The 14,852-nt window shown below is 38.2% G+C and carries 10 protein-coding genes; 2 read left to right on the top strand and 8 right to left on the bottom strand.

Annotated elements, in window-relative coordinates; translation table 11 throughout:
* The first annotated feature begins 265 nt into the window (after positions 1-265).
* Entirely contained in the window at positions 266-1,507 is a 1,242-nt protein-coding gene (locus KTJ10_RS05300) for a L,D-transpeptidase (RefSeq protein ID WP_017398631.1), read from the top strand.
* A 118-nt stretch (positions 1,508-1,625) separates the two neighbouring features.
* Here KTJ10_RS05300 and basJ read toward each other — a convergent pair whose 3' ends face one another.
* The 8 genes from basJ to basE form a co-directional block, all read right to left on the bottom strand.
* Positions 1,626-2,795: an acinetobactin biosynthesis isochorismate synthase BasJ gene (basJ, locus tag KTJ10_RS05295; protein ID WP_262441516.1), complete on the bottom strand. Its 1,170-nt coding sequence runs from the start codon at positions 2,793-2,795 to the stop codon at positions 1,626-1,628.
* A gap of 124 nt (positions 2,796-2,919) precedes the next feature.
* On the bottom strand, positions 2,920-3,675 hold the full coding sequence (locus KTJ10_RS05290; RefSeq protein WP_262441515.1) for a 4'-phosphopantetheinyl transferase: 756 nt from the start codon (positions 3,673-3,675) through the stop codon (positions 2,920-2,922).
* 10 nt (positions 3,676-3,685) lie between these two features.
* On the bottom strand, positions 3,686-4,420 hold the full coding sequence (gene basH / locus KTJ10_RS05285; RefSeq protein ID WP_213689464.1) for an acinetobactin biosynthesis thioesterase BasH: 735 nt from the start codon (positions 4,418-4,420) through the stop codon (positions 3,686-3,688).
* 71 nt (positions 4,421-4,491) lie between these two features.
* On the bottom strand, positions 4,492-6,087 hold the full coding sequence (gene barB / locus KTJ10_RS05280) for an acinetobactin export ABC transporter permease/ATP-binding subunit BarB (RefSeq protein ID WP_262441514.1): 1,596 nt from the start codon (positions 6,085-6,087) through the stop codon (positions 4,492-4,494).
* The gene (gene barA, locus KTJ10_RS05275; RefSeq protein ID WP_262441513.1) at positions 6,084-7,694 is read right to left on the bottom strand and encodes an acinetobactin export ABC transporter permease/ATP-binding subunit BarA; all 1,611 of its coding nucleotides are present in this window, start codon (positions 7,692-7,694) and stop codon (positions 6,084-6,086) included. The genes barB and barA overlap by 4 nt, the downstream gene beginning before the upstream one ends.
* Positions 7,695-7,939: 245 nt before the next feature.
* Entirely contained in the window at positions 7,940-9,091 is a 1,152-nt protein-coding gene (gene basG, locus KTJ10_RS05270) for an acinetobactin biosynthesis histidine decarboxylase BasG (protein ID WP_262441512.1), read from the bottom strand.
* A 116-nt stretch (positions 9,092-9,207) separates the two neighbouring features.
* Positions 9,208-10,077 carry an acinetobactin biosynthesis bifunctional isochorismatase/aryl carrier protein BasF gene (gene basF / locus KTJ10_RS05265; protein WP_262441511.1) on the bottom strand — a complete coding sequence of 290 codons (870 nt, stop codon included), beginning with the start codon at positions 10,075-10,077 and terminating at the stop codon, positions 9,208-9,210.
* 17 nt (positions 10,078-10,094) lie between these two features.
* A complete protein-coding gene (gene basE / locus KTJ10_RS05260) occupies positions 10,095-11,723 on the bottom strand; it encodes a (2,3-dihydroxybenzoyl)adenylate synthase BasE (RefSeq protein ID WP_262441510.1) in 1,629 nt (542 codons plus the stop codon).
* Positions 11,724-11,884: 161 nt separating this feature from the next.
* On the opposite strand from basE, the gene basD reads away from it, so the two are divergent.
* Positions 11,885-14,827, top strand: coding sequence for an acinetobactin non-ribosomal peptide synthetase subunit BasD (basD, locus tag KTJ10_RS05255; RefSeq protein WP_262441509.1), 2,943 nt, complete (start codon positions 11,885-11,887; stop codon positions 14,825-14,827).
* The last annotated feature ends 25 nt before the right edge of the window (positions 14,828-14,852 follow it).

The raw sequence follows: 14,852 nt of genomic DNA, 5'->3' as shown, positions 1-14,852 counted from the left end.
TCAAAAACATAGAGATTTTTATAATTTCAATTTCACACAAAAAACTCGTCAATCTACTAAAAAATGCATATTTACACAAAAGTCTACTGCAACCAGCAAGGTTTTCTGCAATACTTGCAACATGTTACATCGGGTCTATTGATATTCTTTTAACCACTAAATTGCCAATCTTGGGCTCATAGAGATGAGTTATTGGTAATTTTATGCAATTTTAGATTAGATCATGCCCCTATTGCTTATATGAAAATTCTTAAGGTTGAATTACATGTTTGTTCGCTCATTACTCGCTATGAGTTTAAGTTGTATTATTGCTAATGTTGCTTTTGCTGCTTCAACAACTGAGCAACCCCTGAACCCTAAAAAGGTATCAGCTCCTGTAGAAGATCCGATTGATCCTTTAGCAGTAGATGCAGCTTCAACTGTAAAAGCTCAAGCTTCGACACAAATTACCGCTCAAGAACAAAGTGACTTAAATCGAGCGTCAACAACATTACAAAATTTGCAAAAAACTGAAGACCAAAATGCTGATTCAGGTATTGCCGCTTCAGCACCAGTAGCCGTAGCTAAAACGACCACAACAACTGCTAAGACTTCAGCTCCAGCAGTTTCTTGGACATTAGATAGCTTAAATTCGGCTGAATGGTATGAAAATATTGGTAAGGGCCAGTTTCCAGTTTATGCTCGTGCTCACGTCATGCTAAATAATGCACATGCATCACCGGGTGCAATTGACGGTATGAGTGGCAAAAACACGTTAAAAGCAATCTCTTCATTCCAGCAAATGAATGGTTTATCACCTACTGGTGAACTAACTAAAGAAACTTGGGATGCATTAGTTGCTAAGCAAACAAAACCTTCATTTATTGAATACACCATTACTGATGCTGATTTAAAAGGCCCATATGCACAATCAATTCCTTCTGATTATGCTTTACAGGCTAAAATGAAAGGTTTGTATTACACTCGTGTTAGCGAAATGTTGGGCGAAAAGTTTCATATCGATGAAGCTTTCTTAAAAACAATCAATCCAACAGCAACATTCAAAAAAGCGGGTGAAAAAATCATTGTTCCAAACGTACGCAATGATTTACCAGAAGACATTCATTTGATTATTGCGCATAAAGGTGCAAAACAATTGTATCTCTTCAATAGCCGTAACCAAATGATTGCGTCATTTCCTGCAACAATTGGCAGTACTGATACGCCTTCTCCGACCGGTACTTACAAGGTAGTTGGTGTGGCTCGTAATCCTTGGTATAGCTACTCACCATCAAACTTTATTCAAGGTAAAAACTTGAAACCTCTTTCTTTACCACCTGGTCCAAATGCACCTGTAGGTAATATCTGGATTGGTTTAAGTAAAAAATCTTTTGGTATTCACGGAACACCAAACCCGTCTTTAATTTCTAAAACAGCTTCTCACGGTTGTATCCGTTTAACAAACTGGGATGCTAACGATTTAGGTAATAAAGTACGTTCTGGCGTAACTGTTAAATTCTTAGAATAATCCTCTTAAATAAAAAGCCTGCTTTATGCAGGCTTTTTATTTAATTAAATTCTGAGTACATCTATCTTATATCATTATTATTTTAACTATAAAAATAAAAACATCAGAGATTTGTGAATCACAGAGCAATTTTTGTATTTAGAATATTCAGCATGGTTTGCATCTTAGCTTCTGTTTCTAACCATTCAGCTTCAGCATCTGATCCTTCCACAATCCCCGCACCAGCATATAAGCGCATTTTATTTTCACTGAGTAGACCACAGCGAATCGTTACTACCCATTCTCCATTACCCTCGGCATCCATCCAGCCTACTAACCCCGTGTAATAATGTCGGTCATAACCTTCATGATCTAAAATAAACTGCTTAGCAACATTGGTTGGTGAGCCACAAACCGCTGGTGTTGGATGTAATTCTAATGCAAGGTTTAATGCATTCGGTGCCTGTTGTTTGAGCACCCCTTGGAATTCTGATGATAAATGCAACATTGTTGATGTTTCTAAAATATCTGGAAATTCAGAAACCTTAAGCTCTACACAATGAGTGGCTAAATTTCTAATAATATTTTCAACCACAATTCGATGTTCATGTTGGTCTTTCTCAGATTGATTTAATTCTTGTTGGCTGACGAAATTTTTTTCAGAAATCTGTGATTTGGGTCTAGAACCAGCCAAAGGATTACTGGTTACAATACGCCCTTGTTTTGATAAAAGCAGTTCTGGGCTTGCGCCGAGAATATAATTATTATGTTCGACTGGAATCACAAAATTATAAGCATTTGGATTTTGCTTTAATAAAGCAGCCAATAAATTTTCTGGCTTTTGATGATGGTTAAACTCATATTCAACAGCCTGAGAAAGAACAACTTTTTCTACCTTCTTTTTCTCAAAAGCATCTAAAGCCAGCTGTACTGTACCTTCAAATTTTTGGCGTTGAATGAGTAATGATTTATTAATTATCTCAATATTATTAAGATTTTTTAATGAGTTAATCGTAGAAGATGCTTGTGTTATTTTTCTATGATCAGCATAAAAATTTAAGCTACTTTTCTTTGTAATATCAAAAGGTATAGCACCAATTAAAACTGGATTCTGATGGCCTTGCTTTTTAATTTCTTCAAAACATTTTGCAATCTCGTCATTAAATAGTGCGGTATTTGCTGCGGGTGTATTTATCGTTTTAACGAATTCGTTGACTTCAAGATAATAATTTTTCGTTGAGAAACATGAAAATTTCTTTTGACCGATATGATCTAAATTTTGCTCTACTGATATTTGAGTCTGCATCATCTGTATATCACCTCTCACATTGATTTTTTTCAAGCAAATTCTGTAGTACTTCTTTTTAAATATAGGAATATAAAAATACTGAAACACACATTAATGCAAATGATTATTATTATCAATAATAAAATTAGTTTTCAATGCAAGAAATTGTAATTATCTCGTTATTTGTATAAAAAAATTGAACTTTAATCTCTAGATTTATCTCGATTGAACTTTCTTGACTAAGGTAAAAATAAAGATACTCGCCATCTAGTTGTTTAAAATTTATATTTTTAAAATCAATAATTTGCTTATATTTTAAATAAATTGCTTTAATGATACTTTCTTTAGCAGAGAATATTACCAAATATAAATATGCCTGTTTTTTTTGCAGCTTTTCAATTTCTTCCTGTTCGTTTTTATTTAGAAAAACATCATAAAATTCATCTTTCTTTTGAAAAAAAATATGATGCTTTTGAGACTCTATATCGATCCCAAATATTTTTTCTTTAACCGTGTTATTTCTAGCATATGCGATGGCATGACATGATTTTTTTGATCCAACATGGCTAATCCCACCCAGCACTCCTTCGGGCCATAGGGGTTCCCCATGTCTACCTTGATAGACAATAGAATGTTGTAAATTGAGGCTTTGTAATGCATGTTTTGCTGCTAAGCGTCCCGTCAAGAATTCTAATTGTCGAATGAAGCGTGAGCTTTTTATATTCGGTGGAAGAAATATATTTAGCTCCTGGTAGATATGATCAAGCTGAGGTATTTCTTTGATTTCACTGAGCTGGACTTTATGTATATCTAGCCCGAAAGCTGTTAGCTTTTCATATTGAATATTTATTTCATCCAGACATGAATTAGCCTCTCTATTTACCTGCTTCTCCCTATTCATAGCCTGCACTTTATTCAATATTCACGGTCAATGTTTCAACGATGGCAGCAATGTTTTCAAGCATCTTTATTCGGGTCTCGGGATTGAGAAAGTAGAAATGGTCCCCTTCAAACTCAATACTACCTAACCACTTTTCTGTGTGTTGTTCCCATGCATCCATCATTCTTTTGTTAGGAATATCAGGGTCTTGTTTGCCATAAAATGCAACGATCGGAACCTCAGTCTTATGAATCTTCTCGCTAAGTAATTGATCGCTAAGATAGAAGTCGTTACGAATGATTTTGAGAAAGAATGTGAGCGCATCCTGATTATTTAAAATTTCATCAGGAAAATTATTGTAGCGTTTTAATTCATCAATAATTTTTTCATCAGTTAGCTCATGCTTGTACCGCATATGTTGAATATAGTGATGCTCAGGTCGGCTACTTATAACGATTAATCTCAACTGATCAATCATTGTTTTTTCATTCAAATAATTGAGTACTTTCCAAATCAAGCCACCTCCTACACTATGTCCAAATAAAATGAACGGTGTATCTGAATAAGCATGTATTTCATTGGCAATTTGCATAGCCAATAGATCAGGATCATCAATTAATGGTTCATTTATTTTTATACCATGACCCGAATATTCAATAGGAATAATACGAATATTGTCAGAGATCTGCTTTTTCCATGGATGATAAATACTCGCGCTACTCCCCGCAGGCGGTAAACAGAACATATTATATTGATGTTTATTCACTTAAGAATTCTCCAAATATTAAGCATTTTTCTTTCATAAAAAATGCTTAAATCAGGTTTCTACGTTATTTTTTAAACAGAAATTGAAGCTAAATTGATAGTTTGAGTCGGTTGCCAAATGGTGGAATCACGATGTGTCACAAAAATAACCGTAGAAGAAAGAGTACGTATCGTTGTAACGATTTCTTGCTCAGTCTCTTCATCCAAGGCAGAGGTTGCTTCATCAAGTATTAAAATCGGCGCATTTTTGAGTAATGCTCGGGCAATTGCGACCCGCTGACGTTCACCACCAGACAATGCGGTGCCTTGTTTACCTACCGATTGATTAATTCCTTCTGAACTACGGTCAATAATTGCCCCTAATGCGGCATCTCTTGCAGCCTTTTCTATTTCATCATCAGTTGCATCAGGTTTTCCTAAACGGATATTTTCAGCCAGTGTTCCTGTGAACAAAATAGGTTCTTGCGTGACATAAGCGATATTCGAAACCAAATCTTCATATTTCATTTGATCAAGAGTTATGCCACCCAGGGTAATTTTTCCTCTTTGTGGATCATCAAACCGTGTAAGTAATTCAAGTAAAGTACTCTTACCACTACCGCTTGGTCCAGTAACCCATACTCTGCTCCCCCATGCGATTTCGAGAGTCATATTTTCAAGTACTGGCGCATAGCTAACGTCTTGTACAGAAATATGATGGCCAGTAGGAATTTGAGGGTGTAATGGCTCAGGCAACTCAGGTGGATGGGTGATCTGATTAAAATTGCGAAGTGCGGCAAACAAATCATTGATATGCAACCCTGCGGTAGCAAGTTCACCTAACGGCGCTGCTGCACGTCCAATTAAGACGAGTAATGCCAATATCAAAGCCGCATGATTGACTCCAGCGAACACCAGATATGTTGCCATCCCTGCAATGGGTAAAACACTTGCCAAGGTTGCAATAAAACTTGCAAATGCAGCAGCACGATTGATCCGTACTAATGTCTTTTCTTGTTCTTCCCAACGATGCTCCAGCCTTTGAACCGCACGTTCTGGTCCCGCTGCTGTGCGTAACAACTCAACATGATCAACCAATTCCAACGTTGCTTGTGAAGCGGCTAAATCGGCAGTATTACGCTTTTTATCAATATGCATGAGTGCACGTTGTGCTAGGAATTGAGCAAATAAAGAGAGTAAAAGTAAGCCTAAAGCGACAAATGCTAGACCTGCTCCGGCAAGCATGCCTATTCCTATTGTTAGAAACAAAGGCATAAAAGGCGCATGTAAAAAGGTTTGCAATTGATGAGCAGGAATACTCATAAACCCAGGAATTCCCTGTCCAGCAATCGTTTTAATCTGAGCACGCTGTTCATTGGTAAACCAAGAGAGCTTGGCACGAGCTAAAGATTTGCCTAACTCAGCAAATAGGTCTCCAGCTAAGCGCACGCCCGTGAGGAAGCCAGCACGAGTGACTACCACTGTCACTAATATTGCTGCAATTGCACTGATGAGAACCCAGCTTGGTGACCATTGATTGACAATTGCAAATGCCAATACGGTATATGCGATTGCTTCAATTGCTGCAACAATGATCCATCCGATACCAACAATAATTAATTTTTGTTTGGCCGCACGAGGAAGCATCGAAAAAATCTGATCTTTATTTAATTTAGCAGGAGTATTCATAAAGATTTCCCTGAGTCAGTTGGGCCTTTAAGCACTAACCTGTTGTCGGCATGAGCAGCTAAGGCAAGATCATGAGTGACCATGACTATGGTTTTATTCTGGTTTTTAGCTAAGTGGCTTAATTCCAATATTATTTTTGTCGCATTGGTATGGTCTAGTGCGCTCGTTGGCTCATCTAATAAAATAATAGGAGCTGAGGATAAAAACGCACGCGCTATTCCTATGCGCTGTTTTTCACCGCCTGAAAGTAAAGTTGCATCTGCATTTAAATCTACTTTTAGTTGGGCCTTGAGTAATGCCTGCTCAAGTTGTTCATCATTTGCATTAACGGCAGATAAGGACAAGTTTTCTCTTACTGTGGTCGGTAATACATCTCCACCTTGTGGAATAAACAAAACCTTTTCATGTCTTAGTTTTTCATGTAATTGCAAAATATCTGTTTTTGCTAATTGAACGACACCTTCTTGCAATACAGCGAACCCAGCAAGTGCTCGCAGTAAGGTTGTTTTGCCAACTCCACTTGGCCCTGTAATTGCAGTAATTGAATTTTTTGGAAATGCATAACTTAATCGATCCAATACTTTTTGATTTTCGATTGCAAAGCTTGCATTAACTATTTCAAGTGTTACATCTTGCTCAATCTGTTGTAGATTACCCGATGAGAGTACCGGTTCTTTTAAGAATGCAGATAAACGACTAGCTGCAGCTCGCCCAGCAGCGACATAATCAAGACCATGCCCTAAACGTAGTGAAGGTGTCACGATGGCCAAACTAAAGAAAAGTGTTGCAGCCAAGGTCATACTGTCGTATTGATAAGCTACAAAATAGGCGATGGCAAAGGTTGCAACAGCTTGTAGCAGTGCGGTGGCAACAGCAGCGAGTGTTGCGACTTTACTCACCCAAGACACCATATTTTGAGTGAAATTTTGTGCTGATTGAGTATAGGCAGTTAAAGCGCCTGATTGTTGCCCATATATACGGTTATCACGAATGCCGCGCGCATAATCATCAGCAGAACCAATAATATCTAACATGACCTGCATACGTGCAGCGCCATCCCGTTTTGATACATGGGGAACAATAATTAAATAATAGAGTGAAGCAATTGCCCCAGGTAATAATACCCACAGGGCCATCGGGCCAACCAACACAACTAATAAAACAATAGAAACTAAAGGGATTACAGCAAAAATCGCAATTTCCGACGGTAAATGCGCCACCATATGATGTAAAGTTGCGATATCGTCTGAAACCAGTCGTTTTAAATTTTGGTCACCCTGTTTTGATAGGGTTGTAGTCGGTAACCGAATTAAATGATGAGCAATTTGACGACGTAATCGTGCCGAAAATCCAGCCTCTGCATCATGCACTAACCATGAAGCCAGTGCTGCCAATGCCGCCCCAACTATCCAAAAAACCGCTGAAAAGATCACCCAATAAGAAGATAAATAACCAATCAACTGAATCATGCCCCACAGGGCAGTTAAAATGGCTAAACCAGAAAATACGGCAGCAAGTGTTCCTGCAAATAATTTAGGAAATGCTGGCTTGAGTGCAGGTGCCAAAGAAGAGTCTGTCATCAGATGAGATAACTTTAAATCAGACATGCTTATCTCTCTTTATATTCATAGAAAAAGCGGTACTTAAAATAAAATCTCGCTTCAATTGACCAGCAAGAATTGCTATTTTCGGCTTTAAAAAAGCATGAATAAGAAAATCATATAAAAAGTATTTTTTTAAAAACTTTAATTGCATCAAAAACTTCCTAACCGCCCTATCAAAATATTTTTAGATCATTTTCTAGACTGTAAAAATTAATATGGATTTGTCTAAATCATCTTGGTTGATATGACTAAAAACCAACTGTACGTTTAGAGGCACCTTGTAAATCAAAAATAACGTCGTCAATTAAGCTATCAATCTGACGTGTATCTCGGTGATGTGCCGTAGTAATTAAATGAGCCATATTTCCAGAGGTTGCCAGATAATGCTTTTTCCAGACGTGCTCAGAAGGACACGGAAATACCACAGTGATTGAATTCGGATTCCGCCAAGCAGGAATGCTCACTGCCTGAAAGCGATCAACCGCGTACTGGGCCATTTTGAGGCAATGTTGAATTCTCTGTCGTCTTTGTAAATTGGTTTGGCTACGTATTGCTGCCCACATCAGCAAGACGGTATGACCATTACGAGAACCACTAATGGTTTGATCACGTGTAGAGATATAGTCAACATCTACCGATATACGCTCTACATTTTGGCGTTTGGCCACAACAATGCCACACGGAATCGGTGAGCCAATCATTTTATGACCAGACACACAAATCGAGTCGATGCCATGAGCAAAGGAAAACGCTTGAGGATGATCAACAAAAGGTAAAATCATGCCACTCAAGGCAGCATCGGCATGAATATAATAATCTCGGCGCATGATTCCGATTTGCGCTAAGCGCTCTTGAATCATTTCAATATCATCAATTGCGCCCGTCATAGTCGTGCCAATATTTGCAAAAATAATGGGGTGACTTTCTTTATTGGTTTTTATTTTATCGATTAAATCATCATAGTCGATTTCACCATTATCCAATGATTCAACCACGCAAGATTTCATCTGCAATAATTTGGCGATTTTTCCTACCGAATAATGCGTATCTTTTGAATAATATAATGTTGAATCTGGAAATAGCTCACGTGCCAGATAGCAGCCAAACATATTACCTTCTGTGCCACCATTGGTTACGTATCCCCAGCTTTCTTCAAAGGGAATTTGAAAAATTTCAGCAAAATACGCCATCACATCTTTTTCAAACTCAAAAGAATTCAATGCGTAATTGCTATAGTCTTTCCAATCACCACAATTATTAATAGAGAATTTGAAAAAACGGAATAAAGCGGAATAATCAAAATCTGCAGATTCAGGATATCCAATATTGAAGTATTGATGTTTTAAACAGTAATTCCAGAATGTCTCTATTTTCTCTTGATCAGCAGGCGATAAAATCATTTTTTGCTCCGTTAATATGACGATTACAAGTCGTCTAAGGAGTCGCTATCAAAGATATAAATTTTATGTATAAATTTAGCGACCAGGATTTGTCGTATGCCTTATGAGGCAACCCTCTACCCTGCAATCCGTTGCCGTGCATCCACCAATGACCACCAATTTGATAAAGTGGGTGTACGTCCTAATTCCTCAAAACTAATATTGATTCCCTGCGCTTTGAGTTCCGAAGAAAACTGCATGATTCGTAATGAGTCCAGTCCATAAAGAATCAGGTTTTCTTCTGGATCTAATTCATCTTCTTCAATAAGCTGCTGGACCCTTTGCTCTAACCAAGGTCGTGTAATGCCTGTTGCCACCTGCCCCACTACAGATTCGGTATCCACAACTTGACCGCAACGTGAAGATACATATTTCAAAGCTAAGCGATGTTCTTCTTCTGAAAAATCGGCAACTGCATCTCCAACAAGAAAGGGTTGTATATCACTCATAAAAGCTTCAATTGCCGTAACCATACAACCGATATGGGCATAGACACCGCCAATAATGAGCTGATCACGATTCCAGTTTTGCATTCTTTCAAGTAAATCCGAACGTTTAAACGCGCTATAACGCCATTTCTTTAAGACAATGTCATGTTCAGCAGGAGAAAGTTGATCAATAATTTTTTGCTGATCGATTGTTGAGGCTGGCAAACCCGGCCCCCACATGGCATTCAGTAATGCACGATCTGCCGCTGGTTGTTCATAAGGCTGTGCGGTATAGACAACCGGAACATTGTTCTGATGTGCCCAAGTTCTTAGTTGAACTAAATGATTAACAACCGTCTTAATTAATTTACTTTCAGCATCGTAAAAATTTAAAAAGTAGCGTTGCATATCATGAATTAACAAAACTGCTCGAGAAGGATCTAACTGCCAGTCTGTTTTGTTCTTTGGATAACTCTCTCGTTTGGGCATGAGATAAGTGGAAATTTTTGCAATAGCCATATGCTGCTCAATATTTATTAAGATGTTGTAAATGTATTTAAAATGCTGCGAAGTTGTTTTTTGTCCACCTTACCGACTGCGGTCAGTGGCAAACTTTCGATTAATTTGATCTGATCTGGAAGTTTGTATTGCGCAATGCCCAACTCCATGAGATGGCGTCTGAGCACAACAGCTTTAAGTCCAGGATTGCGAGAAACAATAAAGGCACAACTCTTTTCACCGAATTGGTCATCAACAATCGCGACCAAAGCTGCGTGCATAACTTCCGGATGTAGAAGAATAAGTTTTTCTATTTCTTCCGAAGCAATCTTTTCACCACCACGGTTAATCTGGTCTTTAATTCTTCCTACTACACGTAAATTACCATCCGAAGTACGCTGCACGAGATCGCCCGAATAGTAATAGTTGTCTTCATCAAAGACCTGAGAATTATGTTCAGGGCTTTGGTAATAACCACAAAAGGTATAAGGTCCCCGAGTCGCAAGCATCCCTATTTCACCTTCCGGAACTTCTTTATACTGCTCATCCACAATTTTGATTTCATCATCAGAACTGATAGGATGCCCTTGTGTCGTAAAGATTTGCTCATCGGAGTCATCGAGTCTGGTGTAATTGACCAAGCCTTCGGCCATTCCAAATACTTGTTGTAATTTACAATTGAGGACTTCAGGAACTTGACGAGCTAAAGACTCAGGGAAACTTGCTCCACCTACTTGAAGCAACTTTAAAGACTGAATTTGATCTTTATATTGCGCGGCTTTTTCTAGCCACATAATGACAGCACTCGGCACTAAAGATGCCATATTGACTTGATGTCTTTGAATAATAGAAAAACAATTGAGCGGTTCAGGATTTGGTGCCATGACAACACATCCACCTGCATGTAAAACGCCTAATGCACCGGGTGAACTCAACATAAAGTTATGCGGAGCTGGTAGAGCGCACAATAACCGGGTATGCGAGTTTAAACCGCAAATCTCGGCACTGGCCCGCACACTATAGTCATAGTCATTATGCGTTCGCGGAATAAGTTTTGGTGTTCCCGTACTTCCACCTGACAATTGAAAGAAAGCAACTTCATCAGCAGGTGTCGATGAAAAATCGACAAAGGTCTTTGCTGGTGTTTCAATCCAGTCTAATAGTCCGAAATCGGTAGCTTGATGATTGAGCATCAAAATAATTTCAGGACTTAAATTTACATCATGAAGTGAGTCAATAAATTGATTATTGCTAAAGACTTCATGCTGACGCGAACCAATTAAAAGCTTAGGTTGAATCTGTTTAATAAAGGCATTTAGTTCATATTGGCGATGGCTATATAGCGCATTGAGCACAACCACGCCTGCCTTAAGCAAGGCAAAAAAGACAATATAAAACTCCGCAACATTGGGAAGTTGTACTAAAGCAGTATCACCCTTGCCCAAGCCTTTTTCAGCTAGTCGAGTAGCTAAATTTGTTGATAGCCGGTCCAGCTCGATATAACTCAACTGACGCTCACCACAAATAATTGCCGGCGAATGCGGATGCGATTGAACCCCTACCGTTAAAATGCGCGTCAAAGGTTGGTCAATCCAATAACCTTTATTTCGATAGTGTTGCGCTCTCTCTGGAGACCAGCGAACAAACTCAATCAACTGTTTTTTCATGACATTCTAAATATTCAATTTAATTTAATGGTTATCAAGCTATTGATTCTTCGTAAATTTTCTTACATCTCGGTATAAATATTTAATTTGAATACCGACAAAAGAAAACTCTTAAGACGGACAAGCTATATATTCATAGCAAAATTGGAAATGATTAACAAATGCAACTGGTAATCATTTTCATTTGTTTGTATGATGCTGAAACAAGATTAATTTGTCAACCGAGTTATCGTTCAATGTGTGAATTAACTTCGATGCAAGCGGCCTGCTGGTTTGGGCGCTCTGGCAACGCAACTTTAGGTGGGGTTGCTGCCCACCTCTATGCAGAATTTGACGGTCAATTTATTGATCCACAAAAATTACATTTAGCACTTCAACGACTTTATAAAGAACACTCTATTTTGAGGTTAAGTTTGAGTGCCGATGGCATCGCAAACATCATGGCTGAGAAGGCTCAACAGATATTAGAAGTCGATGATTTTTCAAAGCTTAGTGATCATCAAATTGAGCAAATGCTCATGCAAAAACGGGAGCAATGGACCCACCAAAAACTTGATTTAAGTCAGGGCCAGACTGCAAGATTTTCTGTAAGTATTCTTAAAAAGAATATTTTTCGTTTTCATGTAGATACGGACATGATTGCTATAGATCCGTCCAGCTTCTTGAATTTAATGGAAGATCTTTCTTTGTTTTATGAAGACCCAGAAATATCATTCTCCCGTCCGCCTAATTTTTTTGACTGGTATCAGAAAATGCGGACAGCCCCTGACCTAAAAAAATTAAGCCAACGAGACCGCTTATGGTGGAAAGAACGCCTGACTCATATTAGCCCTGCTCCTTCTCTACCTTTCATTAATCAAGAGTTCAAAACTGCGAAAAGTGATCGTTTAAGTACGTGGTTATCGCCAAAAGAACGAACAGCACTACAACAACTTGCTAGAGAACAACGCATTACTGTGACCAATCTGATATTAGGTCTATTTGCCTATACGCTTGGTCATGCAACCAAAGATCATAGCTTTCGATTAAATATTCCTACTTTTTGGCGCGAACCGGTTTTAAAAAATGTCGAAGGCACTATTGGTGATTTTGCTAATTTAGTCATCCTTGATGTCGATATGAATGAGACGACTACCTTAGCCGCATTCTGCAAACAAATAGCAAATCAAATGTTTGAGTTATTAGAGCATTCACATTATTCGGGTGTTAATGTTCTACGTGACTTGTCCCGTTATCATGGTAGTGCACAGATTGCTCCCGTGGTATTTACAGCGGCACTCGACTTAGAAAATGATAATTTACTTTCCGAACGTGTCCGCCGTGTTTTTGGCTCAATGAATTGGGTCATTTCACAAGGGCCGCAAGTTGCACTTGATGCACAAGTTGCTCATGTAGATGACGGTATTTTAGTTAACTGGGACATCCGTTTAGATGCTCTACCCAAAGAATGGATTACGAATTTATTTGAATCTTTCATTCATTTACTTAAAAATCTTGCAGTGTACCCTGAACAACTTAATACACAAATTATAAGCCCAGCCCAAAATACTCCATCAGATCGTACGTCTCAAAAACCATTAAATGCATTACAGCAAGCCTACCTATTAGGCCGAACTCAAGCCCTTCCTTTAGGTGGTGTTGCCATGCAAGAGTTTAGGCAGTATCACGGCAAAATGGATATTGTTTTATTAAAACAACGATTGACAGAAATGGTACGGCGGCATGACAGCTTACGAACCTATATTGATAAAAATAGGTTAGTACAATATGTAAGCGATCAAGTGAGTGTCAATTTAAAAGAAATAGACCTAACTACATGGGAACCTGAACGTGCTTCTCACCACATCCAGTCCTATAAAAATAGTTATACGCATGAGCTATTTGATTTAAATCAGTCACCTTGGAATATCACTGTATTTTTATTAAAAAATAATCTATTAACGATTTTTGTCCGCTTTGATGCATTAATTTTAGATGGCCGATCTATAGCTTCACTTATGTTAGAGCTATTTGATGGACAACAACATGATATCCAAACGCAAATAGAAGAAAATGAAGCTAAAAAAAGCTTGTCTGTTCATCAGGCAGATATGGCTTACTGGGAAAGAAAATTTTCTAAATTATCGGCTATTCCAGCGCTTCCGTGGAAAACACCCTTACAGCATTTACCGACTTCACGTTACCAACGTAACAGTCTAGTTATAGAGAAAGCTCAATTTAAACAGTTGTCTAAAATAGGTGCAAAACATTCACTGTTTAAAAACTCAGTCATCATGGCGATTATTTTGGAAGTGCTATCTCATTGGAACACGGACAAATCTCTATGCGTTGCTGTTCCTACTCTTCCCCTCTATGCCGGACCATTTTTCAATAGCTCTACGTTTATTGCTGTTGAGTGGAAAACTTCAGATCAATTTGCTGAACAAGCAAACCGTTTGCAAACTGAAGTTTTAGAGGGTTTACAGCATCTTTCATTTTCAGGCGTTGATCTCGCTCGACTATTATTTGAAAAAGTTGGCACTGCTCCAGTATTACCAATTGTAATTACAAATGGTTTGTCATGGCCTGTATTATCTGAATCTCATCCTATTCAGCAACAAGATGGACTGACCCAAACCCCTCAAGTTGCAATTGATATTCGCTTTAGCACAAGAAATGACGGCGCTTTGATTTTCGATATTGATTATGCCCAAGAAGCATTTCCACCTTACATGATTGAAGATTTCTTGAATGCATTACAATTAGCAATCAAGCAAATTATTGGCTCAGAAATATTCGATTTTGATCTCAGCAATTTTTTCAGTGAGCTTCAAAATAAACGACCATATTTCAAGAATAATGGGTCCGATCATTCATCTATACCACTTGAAAATAATGCTAAACAGCAAAATCAACTACTCGACATTTATTTAGAAGTAATAGGTCACACGCCAAATAAGGAAGTGGACAACTCAACTCATTTTACTCATCTCGGGCTGCGTCCACATCATTTAAAGGTCGTTTCAAAACGTATTAATGAAACATACGCGATTCAGCTCTCACCTGTTCAACTTATTCAATGTCGCAATATTGCTGATGTAGAGAAATTACTAACACCACATTAATTCGTCTTTTTAACTTTCATCATTT

This window comes from Acinetobacter sp. WU_MDCI_Abxc222 (assembly GCF_025514755.1).
GTDB classification, from domain to species: domain Bacteria; phylum Pseudomonadota; class Gammaproteobacteria; order Pseudomonadales; family Moraxellaceae; genus Acinetobacter; species Acinetobacter geminorum.
Note: the sequence above shows the minus strand (reverse complement) of the source record. Positions and strands in the feature narration are given on the sequence as shown.